We start from the raw sequence: 15509 nt of genomic DNA on the forward strand, positions 1-15509 counted from the left end.
CCTAAAATCTTTTTCGTATTTCTTTTATTTGTGTAATAATAGATCCATCTATTACTTCATCACCTATTTTAATAATACCACCTGCTATTATTTCAGGATCTATTGTTATATGAAGTAATACTTTTTTCTTTTTCATTATTTCTAATTTTCTTACTAGTTTTTCTTTTTGTTCTTGTGATAATTCTTTAGCAAATATTCCTGTTACTATTAATTTATCATGATCTTCATAATATATATTTAAATATTCATCACGAATTTCTTTAATATTCCCTAGTCTTTTCTTTTCTATTAAATAGTTTAATACTTCAACTGGAACATCTTTAATATCTTGATATATTACATTTAGTATTTGCTTTTTCACATTATCATCTATTATTGGATATTCTAAGAATTTTCTAAATTCTATATCATCTTTAATGTGAGTTAAAAGAACTTCTAACATTTCTAAAACTGGAAAAATTTGTTCTTTTTTCTTTGCTATTTCATATATAGCCTCAGCATAAACCTTTGCAACCTTTATATCACTCATATTATTCACCTATTTCATCAATAAAAGTATCTATGGTTTTATCTTGTAAAGTATCATCCTTAGAAATGTTTTCTTTAATTATTTTTTCAGCTAATTCAACCGCAAGTTCTCCGATTTCATTTTGTAATTCACTCTTTGCTTTTTCCTTCATTTTTGCGATGTCTGCCTCAGCTTTCATAAGCATTCTTTCTCTTGTTTGACCAGCATTTGCTAATATTTGTTCTTTTCTTTCATCTGCTTGTCTTTCTGCTTTTATAATAATATCATTAGCTCTTCTTTTTGATTCTTTTCTTAATTTTTCAGATGCCTCTTTTTGATCTTCAAGACTTTCTCTTTCTTTCTTAACTTTTTCTAAATCCTTTAAAGCTAATTTCTTTCTTTCTTCAATAACTCCACCAATTTTTTTACCGAATAATTTCCAAAAAACATAAACTAGTATAAGAAAATTAATCATTTGAATTACCATAGATAAGTCTATAGATATCAAGCTATTTTCCATGTTTTTTTACCATTATCCTTTCAATAATATTAGTATTAATGCAACAAGTAATGCATATATACCTGTTGATTCAGTTATGGCACACCCTATAAATAATGTACTCATAATTTGGCTTTTTGCCTCTGGTTGTCTTGATATTGCTTCTACTGCATATGCTGATGTTAGACCTTGTCCAAGACCTGCTCCTATACCACCACATGCAGCTATTCCAGCTCCTAACAGTGCAGCTGCTTTAACTATTTCAACTCCCATTATTTCTCCTCCTTTTAATCTTCGTCTCCTATTAATGCTTGTTCAACGTATACTGATGATAGTACTGTAAATACAAACGCTTGTAATATACCGATAAATAAGTCTAAATAAAGTTGTAATATCGCTGGCCAAATTACAGCTAATGAGAAACTACCTCTCATAAGGTGTAAAGTCAACGATGATAGAACATTATTAAAGCTTATACCGTATAATAACCCAATAATTACAAGCCCTGCGAACATATTACCAAACAAACGCATTGATATGTTTATGGGCTTTGCTAATTCACCAATTATATTAATTGGTAACATAATAAAGAATGGATGACACAATTCTTTAAATACACCTATTATACCTTGTCTTTTAATCCAACAAGTTACAAATAGTACAGTAACAATAATAGCTAATCCTAAGGTTGTATTAATGTCTGCTGTCGCTGTTCTAAAGAACGGTTTTATCAACCAAGTATTTCCCTTTTTCTCCCACATAAATATGTATGGGAACAAGAAAACACTCAAATTGGAAAATAGTATAAAGGCAAACAAAGCTGAAAAGAAAGGTAAAAACTTTTCTTTATAATTCTTGTAATTTGCCAAAAATGTTGATTCTATAAAGTTATAATATTCTTCTAACAATAACTGTAATCCCTTAGGATTTTCTATACTAAGATTTCTAGAACCGAAGAATAAAATCACAATGATTAATAACATTAATGCCCAGCTATTAACTATAGTTTGGTTAATTTGGAAGACATATCTACCTATTTTAACTATTCCAAAAACTCTAGGAGCTTCTATTAAATCACTAGGTTTCAAAAATGAAATAGGGAAAATTGTAGAGAATATTCCAAGTATAAAGTTAATAATTAATGTGATAACTATAAAATACAGAATAACCTTACCAGCTTTTTTCAATTCTTATGCACCTTCTTTCTTAAAAAATTTAAAATATACATAAAATAGCATATTAACTTGAACGAGCATAAACCTAATGCACAAATCAACACAGAATATATATTAGAACAAAAAAAATATGTTAGATATAATGTGAGTGCATATAGTGCATATGCTAATAAAAATCTAAAATATGAGATGTAGCTTTTATAGCCCTTATAAACCAATAAATATACTGTAAATAATAAAATTGCATTAGACACAAGTGAACATAGAACACCTAATGAAAATGCAATATACAAAAATTTAATATTTAATAATAAGCCCAAAAAAAATGCTAATAGCCCCATTAAAAAGTTCATAGCAAATATTCTATTTATTTTTGATGGTATAACTTCTAGCATTACTCTACTCCTATATCTTGATAAATAAATAATAACACTTTTCATTCAATTTTTCAACATATTATATGCCTGAAAAAAAAACAAAAAAAATGGCGTCCTCGGATGGATTCGAACCAACGACCCTTTGGTTAACAGCCAAATGCTCTAACCTGCTGAGCTACGAAGACACACATTAAAACAAAACTTGGCAGTTACCAATCTTCCCCATTACTGAGTATTGTAGGCGTTTACAGGCTTAACTTCTAGGTTCGGTATGTAACTAGGTGTACCTCTGTAGCTTACCACCAAGCTTTCTTAGGACAATTAGAAATAAATAGTAGTAGTAAAAAAGAATTTTTTTCCTGTAAAGCTTTCGGATTATTAGTACTGGTCTGCTGAATATATCTCTATACTTACACACCCAGCCTATCTACCATATGTTCTCTATGGATCCTATAGAATATTCATCTCAAAGTGGGCTTCTCACTTAGATGCTTTCAGCGATTATCCCTTCCAAACGTGACTACCCAGCCATGCATCTGGCGATACAACTGGTACATCAGAGGTTTGTCCATCCCGGTCCTCTCGTACTAAGGACAGATCTTTTCAATATTCTTACGCCTGCAGTGGATAGGGACCGAACTGTCTCACGACGTTCTGAACCCAGCTCGCGTGCCTCTTTAATGGGCGAACAGCCCAACCCTTGGGACCTTCTACAGCCCCAGGATGAGACGAGCCGACATCGAGGTGCCAAACACTTCCGTCGATATGGACTCTTGGGAAGTATCAGCCTGTTATCCCCGGGGTAGCTTTTATCCGTTGAGCGATGGCCTTTCCATTCAGTACCACCGGATCACTAAGTCCTACTTTCGTACCTGCTCGACCCGTCAGTCTCGCAGTCAAGCTCCCTTCTGCCTTTACACTCTTCGGTTGATTTCCATCCAACCTGAGGGAACCTTTGAACACCTCCGTTACTCTTTTGGAGGTGACCGCCCCAGTCAAACTGCCCATCTAACACTGTCTTACTTTCATAATTAGAATTTCAACAATCTATGGTTGGTATTCCACCAGTGACTCCTTACATACTTGCGTACATATATCTTCGTCTCCCAACTATCCTATACACACATTGCCAAAACCCAATGTCAAACTACAGTTAAGCTCCACGGGGTCTTTCCGTCCTACTGCAGGTAAGCGGTATCTTCACCGCTATTACAACTTCACCAGGCCTCCAGCCAAGACAGCTCCCAAATCATTGCACCATTCGTGCAGGTCAGAACTTACCTGACAAGGAATTTCGCTACCTTAGGACCGTTATAGTTACGGCCGCCGTTCACTGGGGCTTCAATTCGAGACTCTCATCCCTCCTCTTAACCTTCCAGCACTGGGCAGGTGTCAGCCCATATACGTCGCCTTTCGGCTTAGCATAGACCTGTGTTTTTGGTAAACAGTTGCTTGGGACTCTTCACTGCGGCCTATTTTAGCTTAAAGTTTTTCTCTTCTCACCTAATAGGCACCCCTTCTCCCGAAGTTACGGGGCTATTTTGCAGAGTTCCTTAGCTAGAGTTAGCCTGTCGGCCTCGGGTTTCTCACCCTGTCCACCTGTGTCGGTTTGCAGTACGGGCACTTATTCTCCTTGGTAGAAGTTTTTCTCGGCAGTGTAGGATTTGCGACTTATACACGTTACATGTACTTACTCATCAGTCATCATGTTTAGATATACGGTTTTGCCTATATATCCACACTTCCTCCTTAAAATGGCATCCGTTAGCCATCTCGCATACCTTCCTGCGTCACTCCATTCCTTCAAACGTTAAATAAGTGGTATAGGAATATTAACCTATTTTCCATTCGCCTTAGCATCTCTGCCATAGCTTAGGTCCCGACTCACCCATGGTTGACAAACATTGCCATGGAATCCTTGGACTTCCGGCCAGAAGGATTCTCACCTTCTTTCTCGCTACTCATTCCTGCATTCTCACTTCTGATACCTCCAGATCGTCTTTCAACTCTCCTTCTACGGCCTACAGAACGCTCTCCTACCAACATACCTATCGGTATATTACAAAGCTTCGGTTTATGTCTTAGCCCCGTTAAATCTTCGGCGCAGATACTCTCGACCAGTGAGCTATTACGCACTCTTTAAAGGTTTGGCTGCTTCTAAGCCAACCTCCTGGTTGTTTAGGAATATCCACCTCCTTTCCCACTTAGACATAATTGGGGACCTTAGCTGTTGTTCTGGGTTCTTTCCCTCTCGTCCACGGACCTTGTCATCCATAGACTCACTCCTAATTATTAATATATGGTATTCGTAGTTTGCTTGACTTCAGTAAGCTATATGCCCCCTAGGTCATACAGTGCTCTACCCCCACATATCTTCTATTAAGGCTGCACCTAAATGCATTTCGGAGAGAACGAGCTATCTCCTAGTTCGATTGGCTTTTCACCCCTAGACCTATCTCATCTCCCAACATTTCAACGGCGGTGAGTTCAGTCCTCCACTGGGTCTTACCCCAGCTTCAACTTGGACAGGCCTAGATCACTAGGTTTCGCGTCTATAACATACGACTATCGCCCTCTTAAGACTCGGTTTCCCTTCGGCTCCGCTTCCTTAACCTCGCCATATATCATAACTCGCAGGATGATTAACCAAAATCCACGCAGTCACATATTTCTATGCTCCTACCGCTTGTAAGCATACGGTTTCAAATTCTATTTCACTCCCTTACTCAGGGTTCTTTTCACCTTTCCCTCACGGTACTCTGCACTATCGGTTAGTAAAAGTATTTAGCCTTATGAGATATGGTCCTCACTGATTCACACCAAATTCCTCGTGCTTGATGCTACTCGGGTAATATTCATAACTCGTATATTGTTCGTTCTACAGGACTATCACCTTCTTTGGTTTAGCTTTCCAACTAATTCCTCTTCTTTTATACTCGTTACTGATATATAGAGTTCTATCTGAATATCCCCTCTACCCCATAATAGAAACGTCCTCCAACTTTTACTCTACTATGGTTTAGGCTCTTTCCCGTTCGCTCGCCGCTACTTGGAAAATCGTTTTTACTTTCTTTTCCTCCTGTTACTTAGATGTTTCAGTTCACAGGCTTACCTTCTTCACGTATATTCTCCTAATATACAGGTTTCCCCATTCGGATATCTCGGGATCTCTGATTATGTGCATCTCCCCCAAGCTTTTCGCAGCTTATCACGTCCTTCTTCGGCTTTTACTACCTAGGCATCCTCCGTACGCCCTTTTTTAGCTTCTCATTCTAACTCTTTTTTTAAGTTGTAATTCTTTTTTACCTACTATTCATTTCTCATTGTCCTAAATCTTTATTTGGTGGAGATAAGCAGGATCGAACTGCTGACCTCCGCAGTGCAAGTGCGGCGCTCTCCCAGCTGAGCTATATCCCCATTTGTTAGTCGTGTATTGGTGGGCATGAATGGACTCGAACCATCGACCCCTGCGTTATCAGCACAGTGCTCTAACCACCTGAGCTACACGCCCATTTTAATGAAAGTTAGCAAACAAGTGTTACTTGTCTTTTTCTCCTTAGAAAGGAGGTGATCCATCCGCACCTTCCGGTACGGATACCTTGTTACGACTTCACCCCAATCACTATCCACACCTTCAGTACCTCCCTCCTTACGGTTAGGCCGGTAATTTCAGGTGCAAACAACTCTCGTGGTGTGACGGGCGGTGTGTACAAGGCCCGAGAACGTATTCACCGTGACATTGCTGATTCACGATTACTAGTGATTCCAACTTCATGAAGTCGAGTTGCAGACTTCAATCCGAACTAAGAATAGCTTTTTAAGTTTCGCCATGTATCGCTACAAAGCTTCTCTTTGTACTACCCATTGTAGCACGTGTGTAGCCCAGATCATAAGGGGCATGATGACTTGACGTCATCCCCACCTTCCTCCTACTCTTCGTAGGCAGTTTCATTAGAGTCCCCAACTTAATGATGGCAACTAATGATAGGGGTTTCGCTCGTTGCGGGACTTAACCCAACATCTCACAACACGAGCTGTCGACAGCCATGCACCACCTGTCTCTCGGTTCCCGAAGGCACAAGTATACTTCTATACTCTCCCGAGGATGTCAAGATCTGGTAAGGTTCCTCGCGTTGCGTCGAATTAAACCACATGCTCCACCACTTGTGCGGGCCCCCGTCAATTCCTTTGAGTTTCATTCTTGCGAACGTACTCCCCAGGCGGATCACTTATCGCTTTTGCTTCGGCACAGAGACTTCGCATCCCCACACCCAGTGATCATCGTTTACAGCTAGGACTACCAGGGTATCTAATCCTGTTTGCTCCCCTAGCTTTCGCACTTCAGCGTCAGTTTCTGTCCAGTGAGTTATCTTCATCATCGGCATTCCTACACATATCTACGAATTTCACCTCTACTCGTGTAGTTCCACCCACCTTTCCAGTACTCTAGTTCAACAGTTTTGTAGGCAAGCCTATGGTTGAGCCACAGGTTTTCACCTTCAACTTGTCTTACCGCCTAGATGCCCTTTAAGCCCAATAATTCCGGATAACGCTCGCAACATACGTATTACCGCGGCTGCTGGCACGTATTTAGCCGTTGCTTCTTCTGTAGGTACCGTCATTTTTTTCTTCCCTACTAAAAGTGTTTTACAGTCCTAAAACCTTCTTCACACACACAGAATTGCTGGATCAGAGTTCCCTCCATTGTCCAATATTCCCCACTGCTGCCTCCCGTAGGAGTAAGGGCCGTATCTCAGTCCCCTTGTGGCCGTCCACCCTCTCAGGCCGGCTACCTATCATCGCCTTGGTAAGCTCTTACCTTACCAACTAGCTAATAGGACGCAAAGCTCTCCTTTAGTGCCGTAGCTTTCATTTGCATATCATGCGATATACTAACTTATCCAGTATTATCAGAAGTTTCCCTCTGTTATCCCAGTCTAAAGGGCAAGTTCTTTACGCGTTACTCACCCGTCCGCCATGAGTCCATTTAGCAAGCTAAACTTCCTCATAGACTTGCATGTGTTAAGCATTCTGTCAGCGTTTATCCTGAGCCAGGATCAAACTCTTCATTCTTTATCTTTTTTTCTTCTTGTATTCACCTTTTGTCTTTTTCTTAACATCTTGTTTGCTATTTTTTTCTTCCATTGTCCTTGTCTTTATTGACAATCACTATATTACCAAATTTAAACCCCTTTGTCAATATCTTTTTTTTTATTTTTTTTCATTATTCCTTTATTTACATACTTTGTGGTATAATAAATTCAAAAAAAAAGACTACTCACTAAAATGTGAATAGTCCTTTTAAGTATGAATATTCTAATATTTCATAATCAGTTCTAAAACCAAATTTTTCATATAAGGCATCAGTTAATTTTGTTCTAATATAATTAGGTAAGTTTGTAACTTTTTCTTTTTGAATTTGTAATTCTATACCTTTTAATGTACTTTATATTTCCTTATAAATGAGATTCTCTATCTTCTATTGTTTTAAAAATCTTTTTCAAAAAAAATGTACCCTGTATTACAAATCCTTCTTTCATTAAGACCTATTAATTTACCTTCAGAAAGACTGATATAAATCTCCTTATTTTTTCTTTTTCTTTCCTTTTCTAACTGATTTTCTTACGTAAAAGTTAGCAGAATTTTTTGATTTAGTTATTGATAATACCATAAAACATCACCTACATAAAATACCAATACATTATACAACACTAGTCAAGATAAAAAATTTTTAATTATATAACAAGCATTATCCTTAGAAAAATCAAATATTCAAGGCAATAGACTAATCCATTATATATGTTTTTTTTATTGTAATCGTTTGCATTTTACTTTTTTCATTATATAATTTATTGATTAAGTTACATTTTGGTAACACATTTTATTAGAAAGGATGTGGATGTATGGTTGGAATTATTCTAGCAACTCATGGTGAGTTCGCTAAAGGAATTCTTCAATCTGCAAACATGGTTTTTGGTGAACAAGACAATGTTGCGGCTTGTACTTTCCTACCTGGTGAAGGACCTGAAGATATTAAGAACAAAATTGTTACAGCTATCAATTCATTTAATAATTGTGATGAAATATTATTCTTGGTTGATCTATGGTCAGGTACTCCATTCAATCAATCAGCATTATTAATGGCTGAGCATAAAGATAAATGGGCAATGATATCTGGACTTAACTTACCTATGCTAATAGAGGTATTAAGTGCACGTTTAGACGATTCTTCTGCTCATGAAATTGCATCTAGCGTATTAGCTACTTCTCGTGAAGAAATTAAGGTTTACCCTGAAGAATTAGAAAAGAAGAGTGAAAAAACTACGTCTTCTGCTACTGATGAACCTAAAGGTAAAATACCTTATGGAACTGTTATAGGGGATGGTAAGATTAAATATGTACTTGCACGTGTAGATACAAGATTATTACATGGTCAAGTCGCTACTGGTTGGGTTAAAGAAACAAAACCAAATAGAATTATCGTAGTTTCTGATACAGTTTCAAAAGATACTTTAAGAAAGAGTATGATAGAACAAGTTGCACCTCCAGGGGTTAAAGCACATGTTGTGCCTGTTAAAAAGATGGCTGAGGTTGCAAAAGATACTCGTTTTGGTAATACAAAAGCTTTACTATTATTTGAAAAACCATCTGATGCTCTAGAAGCATACAATATGGGTGTTAAATTTGACTCTCTAAACGTTGGTTCTATTGCACACGCTAACGGAAAAGTTTTCGTTACAAAAGTTTTATCTATGGATAATGAAGATATTTCTTCACTTAGAAAACTTATGGACTTAGGTGTTAAAATGGATGTAAGAAAAGTTCCAAGTGATAGTCCTGAAAATATTGAACATATTTTGGAAAAAGCTGAAAATGAATTAAAGAATAAAAACTAGGAGGAAATATGAGCGGATTAACAATTGTGTTAATTATTATAGTAGCCCTACTTGCTGGTATGGAAGGAATTTTAGACCAATTCCAATTCCATCAACCTGTAGTTGCATGTACTCTAATAGGTTTAGTAACAGGGCATTTAAAAGAAGGGATCATATTAGGTGGTTCACTTCAAATGATAGCTCTTGGATGGGCTAATATAGGGGCAGCTGTAGCTCCAGATGCTGCACTTGCTTCTGTTGCATCTGGTATTATTATGGTATTAGCACTTGAAACAAATGCTACTGATACTACAACTGCGATAAATACAGCTATAACATTAGCAATACCTTTATCAGTTGCTGGATTGTTCTTAACAATGATATGTCGTACTATAGCTATACCTTTAGTACACTTAATGGATAGTGCTGCAGAAAAAGGTAATATTGCTGGTGTAGAATTCTGGCACATCATCGCTATTTTAATGCAAGGTGTTCGTATTGCAATACCTGCTGCTATATTATGTTTCATTCCATCAAATGCTGTTCAAAGTGCATTACAAGCTATGCCTTCATGGCTTGCAGGTGGTATGGCAGTTGGTGGTGGAATGGTTGCAGCCGTTGGGTACGCAATGGTTATAAACATGATGGCAACAAAAGAAGTTTGGCCTTTCTTTGTTTTAGGTTTCGTGTTTGCAGCAATCAATTCATTAACATTAATAGCTCTTGGTGCTATAGGAGTTAGCTTGGCATTAGTTTATTTAGGATTAAAAGAATCAGCTGGTTCATCTAATAATGGTAATGTATCTGGTGACCCACTTGGTGATATCTTAAACGATTATTGATACTTGAAGGAGGTAAATTATGGACAAAAAGATTAAATTAACAAAAAATATACGTTTTAAAGTTGCATTACGTCACCAATACCTTCAAGGTTCATGGAATTACGAACGTATGCAAAATGGTGGTTGGGCATTTTCAATTATTCCAGCAATTAAAGCTCTATATTCAAATAAAGAAGATAGAATAAAAGCTCTAAAAAGACACTTAGAATTCTATAACACTCACCCTTACGTTTCATCACCAGTTATGGGAGTTACATTATCATTAGAAGAAGAAAAAGCAAATGGTGCTAAAATTGATGACGCTACTATACAAGGTGTTAAGGTTGGTATGATGGGACCTCTTGCAGGTGTTGGAGACCCAGTATTCTGGTTCACAGCAAGACCTATACTTGGTGCATTAGGTGCTTCACTTGCACTTAGTGGAAGTATTATGGGACCATTACTATTCTTCGTAGTTTGGAACGTTATTCGTTTTGCATTTATGTGGTATACACAAGAATTTGGTTACAAGGTTGGAACTAAGATTACAAAAGACTTATCTGGTGGATTATTAAATAAGATTACAACTGGTGCTTCAATACTTGGTATGTTCATTATCGGTGCATTGGTTCAAAGATGGGTTAGTATATCATTTGCTCCTATCGTTTCAAAAGTTACTCAATCTCAAGGAGCATACATTGAATGGGATAAACTTCCTCAAGGAGCAGAAGGAATAAAGAGTGCACTTGCTCAATATAGTGCATTAGGTGCTAATGGTCTTGATGCTGTAAAAGTAACTACTTTACAACAAAACTTAGATCAATTAATACCAGGGCTTGCTGCTTTATTACTAACATTACTATGTTGTAAATTATTAAAGAAGAAAGTTTCACCTATAACAATAATTATTGCTCTATTCGTAGTCGGTATTGTTGCTAGGGTAATAGGATTAATGTAATGGTTAAATCAATGAATACAAAAGTGGATTTAAGTATTAAAGCAACTTCGTTTTTTAGAATTACTAGTTACGGAGATGTTTTGATAGGTGATAAAGCTTTTGAGTATTATAACGAAAAGAATACAAATGACTATATTCAAATACCTTGGACACAAATTAACTATATTGCAGCAAGCGTTATGTTCAAAGGAAAAATTATTAGCCGTTTTGCAATATTTTTAAAAGATGGTCACAATTTATCTTTTTCTACAAGAGATAATAAGTTGGTATTAAGAACTATAAGTAAATATATATCTAAGGATAAACTAGTTAGATCATATACATTCTTCGAAATAATAACTAAGGGAATTCGTTCCCTACTAAAAAAAGTTGGTATTTAATACCAACTTTTTTATTTTCCAACACAGAAGCTTTTAAATATATGATCTAATATATCTTCTGATGTTATTTCTCCTGTTATTTCTGATAACGAATCCAATGCTTCTTTTAAATCTACTGATATTAGATCTAAAGGCATTTCATTATCTATTGTTAAAAACATATTTTCTATAGCCTGTTTTGTTTTTTCTAATGCTGCTTTATGTCTTACGTTATTTAATATACATTCTTGCCCTGTATTATCAACCTTATTACATGCAATATATCTATATATATATTCTTCCATTTCATCTATACCAATATTTTTCATAGCTGAAATAGACACCGTATTACCTAAGTAGCTAAAGTCTTTTGCACCAGGCTTATCATTTTTATTTAATATGTATATTACCTTTTTATTATTTTTCTTTATGTAGTCTATAATCTCTTTATCGTCTTCACTAATGTCTTTTGTGATATCTAAAAGCATTAATACCAAATCTGACTTAGAGATTAAATCTCTTGATTTTTGAACACCAATACTTTCTACTATATCATCTGTTTTTCTTATACCTGCAGTGTCAACTAAGATTAAAGGAATTCCTTTAATCATAATTTTCTCTTCTATGGTGTCTCTAGTAGTACCTGCAACTTCCGTTACAATGGCCCTATCTTCGCGTAGAAGAGCGTTTAAGAGAGTTGACTTACCTACATTAGGCTTACCTACTATAACGGTCTTTATACCGTCTTTTAGGACTTTACCTTTATCATAACTTTCTATAAGTCTTGTAGCTTTTTCATGTACTTTTTTTAAATCATCTAGTAATTCTTGTGGTATGGGGTCTTCTATACCTTCTTCAGGATAATCTAGCACCACATTAACGTGTGCTGCAATATCAAGAAGAGTCTTTTTAAAATCTTTAACCATATCTTTTAAATCTCCTCTTAATTGATTTAAAGATACATCTAAGGCTTTTTCAGAATTCCCGTTTATTATATCTATAACAGCTTCTGCTTGTGATAAATCTATTCTTCCATTCATAAAAGCTCTTTTTGTAAATTCACCACGCTGTGCCATTCTAGCACCATTTTTTAATACCAATTGCAAGACTCTATTTGTCATTAATTGTCCACCATGGCAATTTATCTCAACTACATTTTCACATGTATATGATCGTGGAGCTTTCATTCTAACAGCCATTACTTCATCTATTATCTTATCTCCATCATGTAAATTACCATATTTTAGTCTATAGTACCCTATTTTTGTATTATTTATCGGTGTAAATATTTTATCTAATATTTCGAATGATTTATCACCAGATATTCTGATTATAGCAACTCCACCATCACCTTTAGCTGTAGCAACAGCTGCTATTGTATCAAACAACATATTAATCCTCTTTTTCTTCTCTGTATTTAATAACTAGAAATCTCTTAGGTTCTTCGCCATAACTTTCAGTCTTTAAATTTTCATAATTAGAAATTTCTTCATGTATTATTTTTCTTTCTCTTGCTGACATAGGACTTAATTTGCAATTACTCTTTGTTTTTAAAACCTTTTCAGCTTTCTTTCTAGCTATATTTCTTAATGTTTCTTCTCTTTTTTCTTTATAATTATTTGAATCTATTTGTATTCTATAACCCCTAAATTCTTTTATTGAATTTAGTAAACATTCAGTCGCATTTAAAGCTATACCTTTTTCACCTATTAGGTATCTAACATCTTTACCTGTAATATTTAATACTACAACATTCTTTTCGACCCTTATACTTTCAATTTGAACATCTAATTCTGCATTTTTTACAAATTTTGTAAATATACTAGTTAACTTTTCAGATACAGGTAACTCTTCTTCTTTAACTTCTTCTTCAATTTCTTCATCTATTTTTTCTATTCTATCTAGTTCATCTTTTTTTAGTATAGTTATTTCGTATTTTCCCTTAATTTTTAAGAAAAGAAAATCTATAGGTTTTTTAATTTCTTTGATTACATATGTTTCATCATCTTGTAATGAAATGTTTACTTTAATCAAATCTTCAAGCTCTTTTTTGTTTTTAGCTTGTAAAATTATCTTGTTCATTTTCTCGCCTTCTTTACGACATAAATTTGAATTAATATAGATATAGCTGTATTGACTACGTAGTATAAGTTTAATCCTGAAGGGAATTTATAGAATATGAATAACATCATAACTGGCATTAATAGCATTGTTGATTGCATTACGCTATTTTCCCCTTCACCTGATTGTGGAGTCATTAATTTTTGTTGAATTATCATTAATAATGCACTGATTATAGGTAAAATGTTTAATGAAAACTTACCTATAGTATAGATTGCATCTGGTTTTTTTAGGTTGAACCATAAGAATGTTGCTGTTTGTGGTATTTCATTGCTCATAAATGCATAATATAGGGCAACGAAAATAGGCAATTGTATTATTAATGGTAAACATCCTGAAAAAGGATTTACATTCTTTTCTTTGTATAATTTTGCTGTTTCTTCATTTAATTTTGCCTTGTCATCTTTATATTTCTTTTGTATTGCTTCTATTTCTGGTTGTAATTCTTTCATTTTTTGCATTGATTTTTCTTGTTTCAATGATAGTGGGAAAAGAATTAGTTTTATTAAAAGCGTTGTTAGTATTATTGCTACTCCATAATTTCCAACTAATGAATTAAAAAATTTAAGTATCTCTACTGCAATTGTTTCTAAAAATTTTACTCTAAAAAGAGCTAATGCTATTATACCTTTCATTATTCCTCCGTTAATTTAATGGATCGTATCCACCTTTAAATAAAGGGTTACATCTTAATATCCTAAAAATTGTTAATACTGTCCCCTTTATTATACCATATTTTTCTAATGCTTGTATCGCATATGTAGAACAAGTCGGATAAAATCTACAGACTCTTCTATTACTTTTTGTGACTTTTTGATATATTCTTATTATCTTTATTAAAATTTTTTTCATGTCTTTTGAGTCCTAAAAGAATATCTTTTTCAATCTTTTCATATTTTAGTGTTTCAAAATCTTGGCTACATGTTTTTTTTGCAACTATAACATACGCACAATAAGGAGAAAACTTATTCATATTCAAACGTACAACTTCTCTAAATATTCTTTTTAACCTATTTCTAACAACTGCATTACCAATTTTTTTACTAGCAACAAACCCAAATGTTGGTGTATAGATATATTTGAATATTAATGTGTATTTTGTATGTATTTTTTCTCCTTTATTGTAAATTACAGAAAACACTTCTGATTTTTTTATTGTTTCCATTATTATTCCTTAAATTTTTAAAAAAATCGGTGAATTATAGGCCACCGATTTTACTAAGCAGATAATTTAGCTCTACCTTTATTTCTTCTTCTTTTTAATACGTTACGACCTGATTTAGTCTTCATTCTTAATCTGAAGCCATGATCTTTTTTTCTTTTTCTATTATTAGGTTGAAATGTTCTTTTCATATTTGTTCCTTTCTTTAAAGTTAGTTTAGTACAATATATGATAATAAAAAAAATGAGAAATGTCAAGGTATATTTATTGTCGATTTAAAAAAATTTTTAACTTTTCCATATATATATTATTCCTTATTTTAAATATTATTATTATTATGCACTGTTAATTTGTTGATATATATGAAATTAAAGGGTTTGAGTTTGATTTTTTTGTTGAAAACGTGTTGATATGCTTTTGATAACTTGTTGAAAACTTTTTGCTGTTAAAAAAATTTTTTTTTGTTGATTTTTTCTTTTTAAGTATTGAAAATAAAGGGTTTGTGGCAATTGTTGAAAACTCTAAAATTTGTTGAAAACTTTTTTTCGCATTGATTTTACTATGTTTTTTTGTTGGAAACTCTGTTGAAAAGTTGAAAACTTTGTCGTTTGATAAATTTAAAATCATATGGTATATTTGAGGTAACAAAAAAAA

14 protein-coding genes, 3 tRNA genes and 3 rRNA genes are annotated in these 15509 nt (G+C 34.3%); 4 read left to right on the plus strand and 16 right to left on the minus strand.

Translation table 11 applies throughout. The features are described 5' to 3' along the window. Position 1: 1 nt before the first annotated feature. From atpH to VC03_RS06435, 10 genes are all read right to left on the minus strand, one after another. A complete protein-coding gene (atpH, locus tag VC03_RS06385) occupies positions 2–529 on the minus strand; it encodes an ATP synthase F1 subunit delta (RefSeq protein WP_046329193.1) in 528 nt (175 codons plus the stop codon). 1 nt (position 530) lies between these two features. Then, positions 531–1028 (minus strand): F0F1 ATP synthase subunit B, encoded by a 498-nt coding sequence (atpF, locus tag VC03_RS06390; protein WP_046329194.1) that lies wholly within the window; start codon positions 1026–1028, stop codon positions 531–533. A 12-nt stretch (positions 1029–1040) separates the two neighbouring features. After that, positions 1041–1280: an ATP synthase F0 subunit C gene (atpE, locus tag VC03_RS06395; RefSeq protein ID WP_046329195.1), complete on the minus strand. Its 240-nt coding sequence runs from the start codon at positions 1278–1280 to the stop codon at positions 1041–1043. 14 nt (positions 1281–1294) lie between these two features. Then, on the minus strand, positions 1295–2194 hold the full coding sequence (atpB, locus tag VC03_RS06400) for a F0F1 ATP synthase subunit A (protein ID WP_046329196.1): 900 nt from the start codon (positions 2192–2194) through the stop codon (positions 1295–1297). 473 nt (positions 2195–2667) lie between these two features. Beyond that, positions 2668–2744: transfer RNA gene (locus VC03_RS06410), tRNA-Asn, on the minus strand. A gap of 15 nt (positions 2745–2759) precedes the next feature. Continuing rightward, positions 2760–2866: ribosomal RNA gene (rrf, locus tag VC03_RS06415) — 5S ribosomal RNA — on the minus strand. Positions 2867–2917: 51 nt separating this feature from the next. Then, a 23S ribosomal RNA gene (locus tag VC03_RS06420) occupies positions 2918–5829 on the minus strand. Between the two features lie 71 nt (positions 5830–5900). After that, positions 5901–5976: transfer RNA gene (locus VC03_RS06425), tRNA-Ala, on the minus strand. 17 nt (positions 5977–5993) lie between these two features. Further along, a tRNA-Ile gene (locus tag VC03_RS06430) sits at positions 5994–6070 on the minus strand. A gap of 49 nt (positions 6071–6119) precedes the next feature. Further along, a 16S ribosomal RNA gene (locus VC03_RS06435) occupies positions 6120–7632 on the minus strand. Together the 16S, 23S and 5S rRNA genes with 3 tRNA genes alongside form the textbook arrangement of a ribosomal RNA operon. 830 nt (positions 7633–8462) lie before the next feature. Between VC03_RS06435 and VC03_RS06440 the strand changes: the two genes are divergently transcribed. From VC03_RS06440 to VC03_RS06455, 4 genes are read left to right on the plus strand one after another with little or no spacing between them, the layout of a single operon-like run. Beyond that, positions 8463–9455 (plus strand): mannose/fructose/sorbose PTS transporter subunit IIA, encoded by a 993-nt coding sequence (locus VC03_RS06440; RefSeq protein ID WP_046329198.1) that lies wholly within the window; start codon positions 8463–8465, stop codon positions 9453–9455. 8 nt (positions 9456–9463) lie between these two features. Continuing rightward, positions 9464–10276 carry a PTS mannose/fructose/sorbose transporter subunit IIC gene (locus VC03_RS06445; RefSeq protein WP_046329199.1) on the plus strand — a complete coding sequence of 271 codons (813 nt, stop codon included), beginning with the start codon at positions 9464–9466 and terminating at the stop codon, positions 10274–10276. Positions 10277–10295: 19 nt separating this feature from the next. Continuing rightward, on the plus strand, positions 10296–11213 hold the full coding sequence (locus tag VC03_RS06450) for a PTS system mannose/fructose/sorbose family transporter subunit IID (RefSeq protein WP_046329200.1): 918 nt from the start codon (positions 10296–10298) through the stop codon (positions 11211–11213). Further along, positions 11213–11593, plus strand: a complete 381-nt coding sequence (locus VC03_RS06455) for a DUF956 family protein (RefSeq protein WP_046329201.1) — start codon at positions 11213–11215, stop codon at positions 11591–11593. Before VC03_RS06450 ends, VC03_RS06455 begins: the two co-directional genes overlap by 1 nt. Before the next feature lie 11 nt (positions 11594–11604). Here VC03_RS06455 and mnmE read toward each other — a convergent pair whose 3' ends face one another. The 6 genes from mnmE to rpmH are packed head-to-tail and all read right to left on the minus strand — an operon-like array spanning position 11605 to position 15046. Beyond that, positions 11605–12963, minus strand: a complete 1359-nt coding sequence (gene mnmE, locus VC03_RS06460; RefSeq protein ID WP_046329202.1) for a tRNA uridine-5-carboxymethylaminomethyl(34) synthesis GTPase MnmE — start codon at positions 12961–12963, stop codon at positions 11605–11607. Position 12964: 1 nt separating this feature from the next. After that, positions 12965–13654, minus strand: a complete 690-nt coding sequence (locus tag VC03_RS06465) for a Jag family protein (RefSeq protein WP_046329203.1) — start codon at positions 13652–13654, stop codon at positions 12965–12967. Then, positions 13651–14328 carry a YidC/Oxa1 family membrane protein insertase gene (locus tag VC03_RS06470; protein WP_046329204.1) on the minus strand — a complete coding sequence of 226 codons (678 nt, stop codon included), beginning with the start codon at positions 14326–14328 and terminating at the stop codon, positions 13651–13653. Before VC03_RS06470 ends, VC03_RS06465 begins: the two co-directional genes overlap by 4 nt. A 10-nt stretch (positions 14329–14338) precedes the next feature. Further along, entirely contained in the window at positions 14339–14545 is a 207-nt protein-coding gene (gene yidD, locus VC03_RS06475) for a membrane protein insertion efficiency factor YidD (protein WP_046329205.1), read from the minus strand. Continuing rightward, complete coding sequence (gene rnpA / locus VC03_RS06480) at positions 14490–14858, minus strand: ribonuclease P protein component (RefSeq protein WP_046329206.1); 369 nt, start codon at positions 14856–14858, stop codon at positions 14490–14492. Before rnpA ends, yidD begins: the two co-directional genes overlap by 56 nt. A gap of 53 nt (positions 14859–14911) precedes the next feature. Continuing rightward, a complete protein-coding gene (gene rpmH, locus VC03_RS06485; protein WP_046329207.1) occupies positions 14912–15046 on the minus strand; it encodes a 50S ribosomal protein L34 in 135 nt (44 codons plus the stop codon). Positions 15047–15509 lie beyond the last annotated feature (463 nt).

The organism is Sneathia vaginalis, from assembly GCF_000973085.1.
GTDB classification, from domain to species: domain Bacteria; phylum Fusobacteriota; class Fusobacteriia; order Fusobacteriales; family Leptotrichiaceae; genus Sneathia; species Sneathia vaginalis.